At 35.5% G+C, this 13466-nt stretch carries 12 protein-coding genes and 1 pseudogene; 5 read left to right on the top strand and 8 right to left on the bottom strand.

Annotation, left to right across the window (positions count from 1 at the left end; genetic code table 11):
* Nucleotides 1–75 precede the first annotated feature (75 nt).
* Both ACODST_RS18450 and ACODST_RS18445 read left to right on the top strand, forming a co-directional pair.
* Nucleotides 76–270: pseudogene (locus ACODST_RS18450) on the top strand (RHS repeat domain-containing protein); the annotation flags it as partial.
* A 1261-nt stretch (nucleotides 271–1531) separates the two neighbouring features.
* Nucleotides 1532–1915, top strand: a complete 384-nt coding sequence (locus ACODST_RS18445; protein WP_488933566.1) for a hypothetical protein — start codon at nucleotides 1532–1534, stop codon at nucleotides 1913–1915.
* Nucleotides 1916–2110: 195 nt separating this feature from the next.
* Here ACODST_RS18445 and ACODST_RS18440 read toward each other — a convergent pair whose 3' ends face one another.
* The 5 genes from ACODST_RS18440 to ACODST_RS18420 all read right to left on the bottom strand — a co-directional run bounded on the left by ACODST_RS18440 (nucleotide 2111) and on the right by ACODST_RS18420 (nucleotide 6971).
* On the bottom strand, nucleotides 2111–3118 hold the full coding sequence (locus ACODST_RS18440) for a hypothetical protein (protein ID WP_488933565.1): 1008 nt from the start codon (nucleotides 3116–3118) through the stop codon (nucleotides 2111–2113).
* A gap of 74 nt (nucleotides 3119–3192) precedes the next feature.
* Nucleotides 3193–3972 (bottom strand): O-methyltransferase, encoded by a 780-nt coding sequence (locus ACODST_RS18435; RefSeq protein ID WP_488933564.1) that lies wholly within the window; start codon nucleotides 3970–3972, stop codon nucleotides 3193–3195.
* Between the two features lie 19 nt (nucleotides 3973–3991).
* Nucleotides 3992–4474, bottom strand: a complete 483-nt coding sequence (locus ACODST_RS18430) for an FKBP-type peptidyl-prolyl cis-trans isomerase (RefSeq protein ID WP_488933563.1) — start codon at nucleotides 4472–4474, stop codon at nucleotides 3992–3994.
* Between the two features lie 147 nt (nucleotides 4475–4621).
* Nucleotides 4622–4990 (bottom strand): four helix bundle protein, encoded by a 369-nt coding sequence (locus tag ACODST_RS18425; protein WP_488933567.1) that lies wholly within the window; start codon nucleotides 4988–4990, stop codon nucleotides 4622–4624.
* A 115-nt stretch (nucleotides 4991–5105) separates the two neighbouring features.
* Nucleotides 5106–6971 (bottom strand): ABC-F family ATP-binding cassette domain-containing protein, encoded by a 1866-nt coding sequence (locus tag ACODST_RS18420; RefSeq protein WP_488933562.1) that lies wholly within the window; start codon nucleotides 6969–6971, stop codon nucleotides 5106–5108.
* Nucleotides 6972–7388: 417 nt separating this feature from the next.
* Here ACODST_RS18420 and ACODST_RS18415 point away from each other — a divergent pair, with 417 nt between their 5' ends.
* Nucleotides 7389–8123, top strand: a complete 735-nt coding sequence (locus ACODST_RS18415) for a DNA/RNA non-specific endonuclease (RefSeq protein WP_488933561.1) — start codon at nucleotides 7389–7391, stop codon at nucleotides 8121–8123.
* A 98-nt stretch (nucleotides 8124–8221) separates the two neighbouring features.
* Here ACODST_RS18415 and ACODST_RS18410 read toward each other — a convergent pair whose 3' ends face one another.
* Nucleotides 8222–9184 (bottom strand): T9SS C-terminal target domain-containing protein, encoded by a 963-nt coding sequence (locus tag ACODST_RS18410; protein ID WP_488933560.1) that lies wholly within the window; start codon nucleotides 9182–9184, stop codon nucleotides 8222–8224.
* Between the two features lie 130 nt (nucleotides 9185–9314).
* On the opposite strand from ACODST_RS18410, the gene ACODST_RS18405 reads away from it, so the two are divergent.
* Nucleotides 9315–10727, top strand: coding sequence for an undecaprenyl-phosphate glucose phosphotransferase (locus ACODST_RS18405; protein ID WP_488933559.1), 1413 nt, complete (start codon nucleotides 9315–9317; stop codon nucleotides 10725–10727).
* A gap of 7 nt (nucleotides 10728–10734) precedes the next feature.
* Here ACODST_RS18405 and ACODST_RS18400 read toward each other — a convergent pair whose 3' ends face one another.
* Nucleotides 10735–11475 carry a tyrosine-protein phosphatase gene (locus ACODST_RS18400; RefSeq protein ID WP_488933558.1) on the bottom strand — a complete coding sequence of 247 codons (741 nt, stop codon included), beginning with the start codon at nucleotides 11473–11475 and terminating at the stop codon, nucleotides 10735–10737.
* A 123-nt stretch (nucleotides 11476–11598) separates the two neighbouring features.
* Here ACODST_RS18400 and ACODST_RS18395 point away from each other — a divergent pair, with 123 nt between their 5' ends.
* Entirely contained in the window at nucleotides 11599–12786 is a 1188-nt protein-coding gene (locus tag ACODST_RS18395; protein ID WP_488933557.1) for a DUF5009 domain-containing protein, read from the top strand.
* Nucleotides 12787–12861: 75 nt separating this feature from the next.
* Here ACODST_RS18395 and ACODST_RS18390 read toward each other — a convergent pair whose 3' ends face one another.
* On the bottom strand, nucleotides 12862–13443 hold the full coding sequence (locus ACODST_RS18390) for a hypothetical protein (RefSeq protein ID WP_488933556.1): 582 nt from the start codon (nucleotides 13441–13443) through the stop codon (nucleotides 12862–12864).
* Nucleotides 13444–13466 lie beyond the last annotated feature (23 nt).

The following is a 13466-nucleotide window of genomic DNA, read 5'->3' as shown; positions in this document are numbered from 1 at the left end:
TTTATCCTGCAAAATCATGTTCTTAAAATCATTGTATTTAACAGGTAAAAACTTGCAAAAACAGTCACAAACCCTTATAAGTATAAGTACAATGGCAAGGAGCTTCAAGACGAGCTGGGGCTTAACTTCTACGACTATGGTGCACGTAATTATGACCCTGCCATTGGTCGCTGGATAAATATTGACCCGCTTGCGGAGAAAATGAGAAGACATAGTCTATTTAATTATGCTTTCGATAATCCTATTCGTTTTATTGATCCAGATGGAATGGCTCCTAATGATATTATTGATCCTCCTGCTAAAGAGAAAAATGCATGGCAGGAATCATATAATCCAAAGACAGGTAATACTGATATTGGAAAATTCGCAGTATTAAAATTTGGAGAGACTTTAGAAAAGGGGCAACAACTAGTGAGTGGAAACAAAAATCAAATTATTGGATTCTCAAAAAAAATACAAAAGATTGGTGATAATACGACTACAACTGGTCTAGCAGCAGCAGCAGCAGGTGCTCCATTCGATGGAATTGGTGCAGCACCAGGCTTACAAGTTGCAGAAATTGGGGGATATATTACCTTAGCAGGTAAAACAATTGAAATTGCAACAAAAGCACTTACTGGTGAGGGAGAGGCTGCTCTTCACGATTCAGCTGTTGAAGTTGCAGGCCAAGTTACAAGTGCTCTTGTCGGTTCACTATTCCCAATTCCTAATCCAACTTTGGCAAATTCAACAAAAGAGTTTCTCAAAGCTTCTAAAGAAACTGTAAAAAATACTTCAAGTGATACCGTTAAAAAAATTGCTAAATAATTATGAATTTTATGAAATATAATATGCTTATTAGTGTAACTTTGGCCATTTTTTCGTTTGTTGTTTATAAATTTCACGTTTTTTGGCTTAAGAATAATAAAAATGAATTACCTTCAAAAGAAGGTACACGCCTAAATAAAGTACAGCATTGGGTCATTATTTTAGGGACAGCTATTTTTTCTATAATATATTTTTTTAAATCAATTCTTAATTAGTTAAAAATGAATTTTCAAGAATTTAATAATTATTTAGCGCCTTTAGGTTTAATTTTAGCAGGTATTATAATAAAATTTTCTAGTAACAATGAACTTTTTGGCAACTTTAAAAAAAGGTGGTATATTATTTTTATATTAGGCTTAGTTTTGCTGATACTTAAAATATTGAATACTTAAGCAAGACAATGCCCCGCTCTGCGAAGAGTTCCTTATGAAAAGCTGCGCAAATGTCTCTAGACTGCACCCAAAATTTTGGACCAATTTATAATTAAATTTGATAATAATGAGCTCGATATTGTATCGGGCTCATTCCTTTTAAATTAAGTTTTAATTATGAGGTGAACGTTTTTAATTACATTTGTTTGAAAGGCGAAAAGTCAGTCCCGAAAACTTTCAGGATTGCGAAGCTTGTTTAAGTTATTTTAAGAACACTTCTTAGAGATGGAGATTTGGCATCATGTAAGAATAATCGTGAAATTTATAAAACAAAATTTTAATCTAATAAAAAGATGAAATTAAATATTATAATCATTGTTGTGATATTAACGCTGGCTTTTGCATGTAACAAAAATGAAGAAGCCAAAGCTAATGTTACATCTGAAAACTCTGGAACTGTTTTTAGAGAAAAATTGTTTAATCAAAAATTAATGGATAGTTTAGACAATCGAATCCTATTAGATGGTGATACGTTAGCATATAATGAATTAAAAGGGATTTATTATATTGGGGGACAAAAAGTTACAGGGTTACTTTATTATTCATTAATTATGTCTAATAAATATAATTATAAAAGAGCTTCCTTTGATGTATATGATATTCTAACAAATGATAAAAAAGTTTTAGATGATAAAACAAAAAAAATGGCAAATGATTACTTAGAAAAAAGCAGGTAGTGTTTCAAAGTGGTAATAAACCCTGCTCTGCGAAGAGTTCCTTATGAAAAGCTGCGCAATCCTGAAAACTTTCGGGATTGCGCAGCCTGACTATAGTTTTTTTATGATGGAGAAGACTTTGCCGGGCGGAACTGAATTATATATACTTGTAAAAATAAAAAAGACAATCTGCTGCAGATTGTCTTTTTATGAGATTTAGTTATTATTCTCTATTTTTTTTTTCATTAAAGCGAGTTCTTTGTTTTGCTCTTCAATCTTTTTATTCAAATCTATAACATACAAGGTTAATTCTTCAATTTTTTGAAGAAGCTTGGCGTCCATTTCACCTAAATTTATTCCGTTTTTCAGTACTTCTTTTTCGCTTGGAATGTTTTCTAAATGACCATTTTCATTTATATGTTTTTCAACTTCTGTGAGAGTTGGCAAATTGTAATTTTTTTTGAAAACAAAGTCAGACCAATTTTCCATGTCAACTTTTACTTCTTTAGAATGAACAGTTCCATTAACATCTAATTTGTTTTGAGGATTCTTTGTTCCTATTCCCACATTACCGGAGTTTATATACGAAATACCTGAACCAGAAAGACGTATGCGGGTGTCATAATTATCTATTCCATTGGCGACATCAATTTGAAAGGTATTATCCAAAAAACCATTGGCAGCTCCACCTGGTCTTAGTATTAAACTATTATGAGCATAAGCTCCTTTTGGAGATCCCATAACTAAAGAATGCCCCTGCCAGTAGAGATGCGAAACTCCCCATCCATTAACGCTTTCATTGCTAAATATTGACAGCTCTTTTGCTGTTATATTCCTGGCATTAAAATCAGTAGTATTGTTATTTAGATTGCCGGAATGATAGACTTTATTCCATTGTGTCCACACTGTTCCTGCATTATTGGTTGATTGGCGATAGTAAAATTCATTCTCAGTCGCAAAAGCGAGTTGAGTTCTCCAATCAGATCCACCAGCACCACCCCAATGTCTGAGTCCCAGTACTGTACCATAAGCTGAAGGACTGTTGAGTGTGTGAGGCATATAGATTGCTAAATCACTTGGAAGTGCATTCAAATCATCCACTCCGGTTTGTGTTACAAACTGACCATATGTTGTAAGTGTTGTAAAAAACGAAACAAGTATTATGAAATGGAATCTTTTTGTCGTTACTTCAGTTAATGGATTTTTTTTAATCTTGAAAATCATTGGCTTTCATTTTTAGAGTTAAGAGTTGTATTTTCAAAAATATAAAAAAGAATGATTTTATTGGTTAAAAATAGTTAAGCTCTGATCACAAAATGTTCTTTTTCCTGCTCGTATCTAAAGAAAACAAATCCCCACTGAAAAGTATCGATAGTGACTTTTACTTTAGGATGGTTTTTGATTATTTCCCAGGCTTCTTCCATTTCCGGAGACCAGTGAATGTCATCAAAAATCCAGACTGAATCGTTGTTTATGGTTGGCAGGAGTGTTTCAAAATAGGTTAAAGTAGCTTTTTTAGAATGATTGCCGTCAAAGTATATTAAATCGTAAATCGAAGACTGCAGGTTTTCTGCAATTAGAAAAGATTCGAATTCTGAAATTATACTTTCGATATTGTTACAGTTAAATTTTTCTAACTCATTTTGGGCAGTTCCGGCCGTCTGCGGACAGCCTTCTATTGTGGCCACTTTTGCTTTTTGGTTTCCTAAAGCAAGGGCAGAGGTGGCTAGACCAAGAGAGGTGCCAATTTCGAGAATATTCTCGGGTTGAAAATAGTTCGTAACACGAAACAATAGTTCTGCCCGTTTTGGGGAAATTCCGGCTGTTGAAGCGATTTTTGAAATCTGTCTCCTGTTGGATTTAAAAACCTTTGAACCGGCACCAAAATCAGTTACTTCAATAAAGTTTTTATTGTTTAAAAGTGATTTTCGGTAGTTTTTCAGAATCTGATATTCCGGTTTTGATTTCTTATCGTAGAAACATTGGGTTAGTAAACTAAAAACGAACGGGGAGTGAACTCCATGTTCGTTTTTAGAATTCCAAAGAAATTTTAAGTAAGATTGAATTTGAGACAGCATTCCTGTTTTAGAAAATATCTTAATTAACGGATTTTAAGGTTACATCAAAAATAAGGACAGATCCTCCGGGAATACTTTTATAATCTTCACTTCCGTAACCCAGATGCGCCGGAACGAAAAGTTTACCTTTTCCACCCGGTGCAAAAAGACGGATTCCTTCTTTCCAGCCCAGAATAACCTGATTTAAACCAAAGGAAACGCCTTTTTTTTCTTCTTCGTCCTCTATATCTTTATCGCTTTCATCAAACACAGTTCCGTTCAGGAAGTAGCCTTTGTAAACTACCGTTACATTTGAGTTTGCAAGAGGTTTATCGCCTTCACCTTCTTCTTCAATGATATAATACAAACCAGAATCGGTTCTTTGTGCTGTTAAATTGTTTTGTGCCAGATAATCTTTGATTTCCTGTTCGTTTTGAGCCGTGTAATCTTTAGACTCGTCTTTGTCTTTCGAACAAGAGATAAAAAGGGTAACGGCTAGTAAAGTGTAGATGAGGTGTTTCATTTTGTTTTTTTTTAAAGATCGCTAATATAGTGAAATTGGTTTTCAGTTTTCAGTCACAGTCACAGTTTTCAGTCACAGTCGCAGTCTTCAGTTGGTTCTTGATAATGTTGAAGTTTTTTTGGTTAATTCTTTTTGAAACAGGGTAGTCTACAGTTGTTTTGTTTCAGTTTTAAGGCATCCAAACTTAAAAGGGTTATTGATCATATAATTAATCAGTTTTCCAATTTCTATGTTTTTAAGATTCAGCTGCTCAAATTTCTCCTGACTTATATACTGGCAGGCAAAAGCAAATTCCAGCCATGTATTGGTTTCCGAGTTTTCAGCGTCACTGTCTGTCAGCTTACTTATAAAGTGATTTACATATCTTCTCTTTCGGTATGCTTCGGCTATATTAGCTGTAACACTTCTTGATGAACGTCTTATCTGATCAGTTAAAGAATAGGTTTCATCTTTTGGGAATTTTTTTGTTATTTCAAAAATCTCCATTGCAATTTCAAAAGACTTTCTGTAGGCTATTAATTCTTAAAAATCCATTTTTCTTTTTTACAAGAATAAGGAAAAAACAAATACAAATAAAGAAAAATACTACTTTTTAGGACTGGATACTAAAAACTGCGACTGAACACTAAAATCATCCTTCCAGTTTTGCCGAAAGCTCAAACCAGCGTTCTTCTTTGGCTTCGATTTTATTTATGATATTCTGAAGTTCATTTGCTTTTTTCTCAATTTCAGTGTCTGCTACTTTTCCGTCCGAGAATAATTGCTCAATTTTGACTTTTTCGGCTTCCAGATCTTTAATTTCACGTTCGATTTTCTGATATTCTTTTTGCTCGTTAAAAGTCAGGCTGCCGCTTGTGTTATTCTGTTTCCAGTCTTTCTTTTCCGTTTTGGTTTCTTCTTTTGCCACCGTAACATCGGCACTGTCTTCATAAGCTCTGAAATCAGAATAATTGCCAGGGAAATTTTCGATTTCACCATTTCCTTTGAATACAAAAAGGTTATCGACAATTTTGTCCATAAAATAACGATCATGGGAAACCACTAACAAACATCCCGGATAATCCAGAAGGAAACTTTCCAGAACGTTAAGCGTTACAATATCCAGATCATTTGTAGGCTCATCGAGAATCAAAAAGTTGGGGTTCTGAATTAAAACCGTACACAAATACAAACGTTTTAATTCTCCTCCGCTTAATTTTTCGACATAATCGTATTGTTTTTTGGCATCAAAAAGGAAACGTTCCAGCAACTGCGAAGCCGAAATGATTTTTCCTTTGGCCAGCGGAATATATTCTCCGTATTCTTTAATGACATCAATAACACGCTGTCCCGGTTTTGGGTTGATCCCGCTCTGCGTATAATAGCCCACTTTTATAGTGTCGCCTTTTACTACACGTCCGCTGTCTGGTGGAATTGTTCCGGTAAGCAGGTTTAAGAAGGTCGATTTTCCGGTTCCGTTTTTACCAATAATTCCAATTCGTTCGCCGCGCTGGAAGTCAAAACTAAAGTTGTCCAGAATAACACGGTCTTTGAATTTTTTAGAAAGTTTATGAAGCTCGATAATTTTGCTTCCCATTCTTTCCATATTAATTTCAAGCTCGACTTTGTTTTCTTTTCGTCGGCTTTGTGCTTTTTCTTTAATAACGTAAAAGTCGTCCTGACGGGATTTAGACTTGGTGGTTCTCGCTTTTGGCTGGCGGCGCATCCATTCCAGTTCTTTTACAAACAGGTTTTTGGCTTTATCAATACTGGCATTTTCAGAAGTAATACGCTCTTCTTTTTTCTCCAGATAATACGAATAGTTTCCTTTGTACTGATATAATTTTCCGTTGTCCAGTTCGATAATTTCGTTACAAACACGTTCCAGAAAGAAACGGTCGTGCGTTACCATAAACAAGGTAATATTTTCTTTGGCAAAATAACTTTCAAGCCATTCGATCATTTCAAGGTCCAAATGGTTGGTAGGCTCGTCCAGAATCAATAAATCCGGACGGTTGATCAGAATGATAGCCAGAGAAAGACGTTTCTTTTGTCCTCCAGAAAGGTTTTTTACCTTTAGTTTAAAATCTTCCAGTTTCAGTTTAAACAGAATCTGTTTGTACTGAGTTTCAAAATCCCAGGCATTGTACTGGTCCATGGCATCAAAAGCTTTTTGATAGGCTTCTGTATCATCAGGATTTTCAAGAGCCTTTTCGTACCTTTCAATTACTTTTAAGGTTTCGTTATCAGAAGCGAAAATACTTTCCTCAATAGTCAGTTCATCCTGCAGGTTATGATCCTGGGATAAAAAAGCCATTCGGATATCTTTTCTTAAAACGACCTGACCCGTATCCGGTTCGTCCTCTCCGTTAATGATTTTCATCATACAGGTTTTTCCGGAACCGTTTTTAGCTATAAAAGCAATTTTTTGATCCTTATTGATTCCGAAAGAAATGTCCTTAAACAAAGTTCTTTCTCCAAAAGATTTCGATATATTCTCGACTGACAAGTAATTCATGTTGTTAAAATGCTTACAATAAAGCTTTTGTATTTTGTAAAAAGACTACGGCTTTTAATTAAATCTGTAGTTTTTGCAATCTGATTATTTTAGATTTTGCAAAGATATTCTTTTGTAATAAAGTAAGGACTAATCTTTTTTTTAATATTAAAAAAGTGCCGGATTATACAAATTAATTGTCACGTAAAGATATAATGATAAATAAGAAGATTATATAAGAGAGAGTAGCGAAAAATAAAAGTTAAACAATTGAAAATGAGTATTTATACCTGCAATTTTTTCGTTTTTCATTTTTATTTTTGAATGCCTTTAGTTGGGATTAAAGAAAAGGATTTAGAGTAAAATTTTTGGACGGGATAATTTTGTCAATTTAAGTACAATTGACTGCCATCATATAAAACCTAAAAACAACTAATTATGGAAAATGCTTTCTACATTCAGCCAGAGCTTCGTTATGGCGCACCTGTTTGTGATGAAATTCTTATTGGAAGATATTTTACAATAGGGTATTCCTGGTATTTCAGACAAGCCAAATGGGCAATTGAAATAATCAATCGTAATGAGTATATAGGGACGAAAGTCGAGAGGACTGATAACTTTAGGGCAGATGTAAGGATTCCTCATCGTTTTCGGGCGGGATTAAACGTTTTTAAAGGAAGTGGTTACGACAGAGGGCATTTAGCGGGCAGTGCTAATAATAATATTTTACAGATCCAGAACAGCGAGACATTTTTATTGTCTAATATGGCACCTCAGGCCCCAAATTTAAATAGAAAACTATGGAAAGATTTAGAAGATGCAGTTCGTGTTTTAAACAATAAGAAAGAAATTTTAGAAACCTATGTCCTTACAGCTCCCGTATTTTATTTTGACAAAGCCATAACAACAATTGGCGACCCAAATGATAAATTAGGAATCGATATTCCTGTTCCGCATGCTTTTGTCAAGAGTGTATTAGCTGAAGATGACAGAGTTAAACTTTCGTTATGGACATTTAAAATGGAGAACGAAGAAATGACAGGAAATATTCAGGACTATTTAGTCAATACTTACGATATGGAACAGCTGGTTGGCGGCAGATTTTGGGACCGGGTCAGCGGTAGTGATATTCATCCCCAAAAAAAGACACCAAGAAAAATCTGGGAATATTAATTCTCAGATTTTTTTATGTTTCATGAGATTTGTAATTTCTTAATCAGCTTAATATCGTTTTTACAGTAGAAAAAATTCTCTCAGGATTCACCATTTATTTATGGAGATACAAAATCAAACACGGTACTCAAATCCAGATAATGCAGCTGCTGCGGTATATTTAAAACCGGTTTTCGTACCAAAGCTTCATTGCTGATGAAATAATGCAGACCGTCTGTTGTTGTAATGCCTTCAATTTGATGAAAAGGAAGTTTTAAATGAATTCTCCTTTTATTTCCGGATAAAAAATCGTGGTTTCTAAAATCATATAAAAGATATACAAAAGTTCTGCCCTTTTTAGAATAACCGCAGAGCACTATAGCTTTGGAGCTTTCAGAATAAACCGCACCTGTTACTAAACCTTTTGTGTCCAGCGTATTTTTAAATTGGGCGACATGGTCTCCGGGTTGATTGGGCAGTACATAAATAGCGGTTTTAGACGATTTCCATTGTTTGGTAAACAGGTAAATACTGTCCTTAACGACAATAAAAGCTTCGCAGTCAAAATTGGTGGTATTGGGTTTTTGTTTCGAAAAATCAGACTGGTCAGCGTAGCGGAAAGAGATTTTTTCAATCACAGGTTTTTGTTCCAAAAAAGACTTTTTTTCGATTTTCAGGATGTTCAGATCTGTCCTGTTTCCCCTGTAATTATTTCCAAAATCACCTATGTAAATATAAATGCTGTCCTGCGAAATTTCTTCCCAGTCATGATTTACGGCTTGTTCGAGAATGATTTTCTTTTTAATCTGTCCTAAAGAATCCAGCCCGTAAAGGGTTTTATCATGATCGTCATTATGCGTCCATAGCAAATGATCAAAAGCAGTTAAACCCGAAGTTTCCCTGATCGAATCACTTAGTCTTACAGTATATTGAGGTTTTAGCTTTAGATTATCATACAAACAGCTTCCGTCATTTTCTGCCGCAGCCGGATTGTAGTTTTTCGAAAGCGGATCTGTGCAGCCTGAGATTTGCGCCTCAGCCGAAAAAACAGAAAGAAGAACAAATAAGAATGTCCTGAACATTGTTTGTGCTTTAAATTTGGGTTAAGATAAAAGTAAATTTTAAAAGAATTGCGAAAAAAATAAGATTAATAATATAATTAAAATGTTATTTTGCAGCTGCAAGTTTAAGTTTTGAACTGAGTTCCCCAATATGAAAATTTTACAAGAGCTGTCCCGTTTTAGAATGTCCCGTTATTTCAAACTTTTGTTTGTATGCTGGGATGTTATTTTGTTAAATACAGCGGTTGTCCTTTCGGCTCTGGCCCGGTTTGGCAGTTTAGACGAGCTTTTTATAAAAGAAGAAAAAACGGTTTCTCTGGTTGCTAATTTAATCTGGATAGGTCTGCTCCTAAACAAAGACTCCTACAGAATTATCAGGATAGAACGTATAGAATCTATTGTTAAACGAACCATCAGGAAACTGGTTATTCATGCGTCCTTAATCGCACTTTTTGTGGTATTCCTAAAATTCGCCGATATTTCCCGACTCAGATTATTGTATTTTTATGTTTTCTTTTTCGGAATCTTACTGATTTCCCGTTATATCTCGATGAAGTTGCTGAAAGAAATCAGGGCCAAAGGTTATAATTTTAAGAAGTTTATTATTGCAGGAGCCAATGAAACGGGCGAGCGAATGCGTAAAATCCTGGCCAAAGACCTTACTTACGGTTATAAGTTTTCCGGTTTTTTTGATGACAAAAAAGAAGCGGCATTTTCGGGAGAAATAACAGGCGGATTTGATACGATTGAAGATTTTATTATAAATGAAGGTATCGATGAAATGTATATTGCGCTTCATATTGATAATCTGGAGGTTATTAACAAACTGGTTCGAATCTGCGATCAGAATATGGTTCGTGTTAAATTTATTCCTGATTTTCAGTTGTATACCAAGTCCAGTAAAGTAGAAATTACTTTTTATGAAAACACACCGGTTTTAATGTTTCGTCGTGAACCGCTGGAGTTTGCAGCCAATAAACTTATTAAAAAGGCATTTGACGTGTGTTTTTCCGGTTTAGTGATACTGCTGCTGTTTCCATGGCTGTTTCCGGTGGTCATGCTGATTATTAAATTAGAATCGTCGGGTCCCGTTTTTTTTAAACAGAAAAGAGCGGGGCGGGATAACCGTCCGTTTACCTGTTTGAAATTCAGAAGTATGTACATAAACGATCTGGCCGATAATAAACAGGCCGGAAGAGGCGACAGCAGGGTTACAAAATTTGGTGCTTTTATCCGGAAAACCAGTATCGACGAACTGCCGCAGTTTTTTAATGTTTTTTGGGGAGATATGTCAGTGGTAGGACCAAGGCCGCATATGATCAATCTGGCAAACGAATATAGTGAACTGATTAATAATTATCTGGTGCGTCAGTTTGCAAAACCGGGCATAACAGGCTGGGCGCAGGTAAACGGTTTCAGGGGAGAAACAAAAGAACTTTCGGATATGGAGAATCGTGTAGAATACGATATCTGGTATATTGAAAACTGGAGTTTACTGCTGGATATTAAAATTATTGTCAGAACTATTATTAATGTTCTGAAAGGAGAAGAAAACGCTTACTAGTTTTGAATTACAAGTGTCTAAAGAAAATATTATTAGTAACAAGCTCTTTTAAAGCCGGACTAAAATCTGTTTTGACTTTTTGATGCAGAGCTTCAATATGTTTACTATGATGGACATCGGTTCCGGCAAAGTCGTACATGCCTTTCTTTAATAAAAGTTCGGCTGTTTTAGTGATTTCACTTCCGTAATAGCCCACTACAGCCAGTAAATTCAGCTGAAATAAACATCCTGCTTTTTTTAGTTTGTCGTATTCACCAAAATTCCTGTGAAAATAAGTATATCTTTCCGGATGCGCCAAAATGGGAATATAACCGGCAAGCTGTATTTCGAAAATGATCTTGTATAAATTTAAAGGGGCACTCAGATACGATATTTCGACTAAAATATAACGGTCTTTTAATGTTAAAAGATTTTGTTCCTGAAGATGGTTTTCAAACCAGTCATCCATAAAATATTCCGCTGCTGCCGTAAACGGAATATGCAGATCTTCCTCTTTTAGTAAAAGCTTAGTTTCAGTATACTTGTCTTCGATATCCCGGCGGGTATTGTTCCAGACATAACGGTTGATGTGCGGTGTTGTTATAAAATCAGAAATTCCAAGTTCCTGAAATGCTTTTACCAGTTTTACCGTCTGTTTGATGTTTTTTGATCCATCGTCAATTCCCGGAAGTAAATGCGAATGAATGTCGATATAATCGCCTGCTAAAAGGTCTTTCAGAAAAGGTTTTGATTTAAAGAAGGATAACATGCTGCAAAAATACAGAAATGATGTTGTTTATAGTAATGTCTGAAAAAATATTCTGAAAGAATTTACAAGGCCTGTACCCGGCATTTTATAATTGTACTATATTTGATAAAAAAGTAGTATTTTATGAAAATTAAAGAGAATTTATACAATCAGAGAATTATTTCAATTGATGCTCTGCGCGGAATTACCATTTTTGTAATGATATTTGTAAATGAACTGGCCAGTATAGTCAATGTGCCGCAATGGATGAAACATATGCCGGCCGATGCTGATGCGATGACTTTTGTTGATTTGGTCTTTCCTGCTTTTCTTTTCATTGTCGGCATGTCAGTTCCTTTTGCTTTTAATGCCCGTTTAATAAAAGGAGACCGTCCAAAAGTAATCTGGACGCATACGTTAAAACGTGCTTTGGCTCTGATTATAATAGGTGTTTATATGGTGAATTCCAGTGAAGGTTACGACGCTTCCAAAATGATAATCACACCAGCTCTTTGGGGACTTTTTGCTTATTCAATGCCTATTGCTATTTGGAACAAGTATCCAAAAGATTTTTCGGCTGTTTTAAAATATATCCTTCAGTATGGTGCCATACTGGTTTTAATTGCTCTTTATTTTTTATATGTTCAGGAAGAAACAGGCGAAATCGGGATTACGCCAAAGTGGTGGGGAATTCTGGGGTTGATTGGCTGGGCGTATCTTTTTTCGGTAATTTATTACTGGCTGGTTTCCGGCAGACTTTGGGCTATGATTGCTTTTCTGGTTATTTCGGTAGCCGCCAATGCCGCTAATTTAACCGAAGGTCTGGATTTGCCGGCATGGCTTAGTTTTATAGCCGGACATTTGACACATGCTTCTTTGGTAACCGCAGGAATAATCATCTCGCTTTTGTTCTTTGACCGAAAAATGGAACATACCATCAATTGGCCGGTGATCCTGTTCATTGTTTTGTTTTTTGTAACAGGTTTTGCTCTTCGTCCTTATTACGGAATTTCAAAAATACACGGAACGCCATCGTGGACCATGCTGTCAGCAGGAATTTGCACGGTTTTATTTTACTTTTTATACTGGCTGATGGAAGTTAAAAAGAAAACAAAATGGAGTGAATTTTTTATGCCGGCTGCGGCCAATCCACTGCTTATTTATATTTTACCAGGTGTGATCTACTATTTCTGCAAAGTAATTAATATTCATATCATTCCGGGTTACTTCAGGGAAGGACTGCCGGGAATTCTCTGGGCATTCCTGTTCTCAGTTATCATGCTGTATGTGATGAAAATCTTCAATAAGTTTAAAATTCAGCTGCATCTTTGAGTTCTCAGTTCTCAGTCTCAGTTTTCAGTCTCAGTTTATAACTGTCCACTGCGACTGAAAACTGAAAACTGAACACTATTCTATAACAACCGATTTTATCTCTAAAACCGCTCCTGAAACCGGATTGTAATTCACAAAGTTGAGTTTGCAGAGATTATGAATGTTTAGTTGTTTTCCGTTCGGGTCACCGTCTTGTTTAAAGCTGGTCCATGGAATTTTTACGGTTGTAAATTTTTCAGGAGAAGCGGGCAGATCAGTTCTTGGATGCGAGCCGCCATGTACACAATCCGTTCCTTCATTATTGCCTTCTCTGGCCTGCAGCTTTATAAGATGAGATGCTTTGTAAGTTATACTAAGGTATTTTGACTGATCTGATAAACGGGTCGGCGCTCCGTCATTTGAACCCGATTCGGTAATCATGACATTCAGTTCAATTTCGCCGGAAGGATTTTCTTTTGCTGTAACTTTTACAAAACCTTTTTCTTTTCGAATCCTGTTGATTGTTTCCTGGTTTTCTTTGGCCGGGCCGGCTATGAACCAGGTTGAGGTTTTTACCAGATCTGTTTTTGAAATAATTTTCGGCGGCAGGAAACCGGATAAAATAAAAAACAGAAAAAAAAGAAATGCAGCAGATCGAATCAGTACCGGGACTTTCATAAAAGAGGGTTTAGAGGAACTCA

Source organism: Flavobacterium sp. FG19, from assembly GCF_057809475.1.
Note: the sequence above shows the minus strand (reverse complement) of the source record. Positions and strands in the feature narration are given on the sequence as shown.

Coding starts and splice junctions, on each gene's coding strand:
- ACODST_RS18445 (WP_488933566.1), top strand. CDS start 1,532: ATGAAATTAAATATTATAATCATTGTTGTGATATTAACGCTGGCTTTT.
- ACODST_RS18440 (WP_488933565.1), bottom strand. CDS start 3,118: ATGATTTTCAAGATTAAAAAAAATCCATTAACTGAAGTAACGACAAAA.
- ACODST_RS18435 (WP_488933564.1), bottom strand. CDS start 3,972: ATGCTGTCTCAAATTCAATCTTACTTAAAATTTCTTTGGAATTCTAAA.
- ACODST_RS18430 (WP_488933563.1), bottom strand. CDS start 4,474: ATGAAACACCTCATCTACACTTTACTAGCCGTTACCCTTTTTATCTCT.
- ACODST_RS18420 (WP_488933562.1), bottom strand. CDS start 6,971: ATGAATTACTTGTCAGTCGAGAATATATCGAAATCTTTTGGAGAAAGA.
- ACODST_RS18415 (WP_488933561.1), top strand. CDS start 7,389: ATGGAAAATGCTTTCTACATTCAGCCAGAGCTTCGTTATGGCGCACCT.
- ACODST_RS18410 (WP_488933560.1), bottom strand. CDS start 9,184: ATGTTCAGGACATTCTTATTTGTTCTTCTTTCTGTTTTTTCGGCTGAG.
- ACODST_RS18405 (WP_488933559.1), top strand. CDS start 9,315: ATGAAAATTTTACAAGAGCTGTCCCGTTTTAGAATGTCCCGTTATTTC.
- ACODST_RS18400 (WP_488933558.1), bottom strand. CDS start 11,475: ATGTTATCCTTCTTTAAATCAAAACCTTTTCTGAAAGACCTTTTAGCA.
- ACODST_RS18395 (WP_488933557.1), top strand. CDS start 11,599: ATGAAAATTAAAGAGAATTTATACAATCAGAGAATTATTTCAATTGAT.
- ACODST_RS18390 (WP_488933556.1), bottom strand. CDS start 13,443: ATGAAAGTCCCGGTACTGATTCGATCTGCTGCATTTCTTTTTTTTCTG.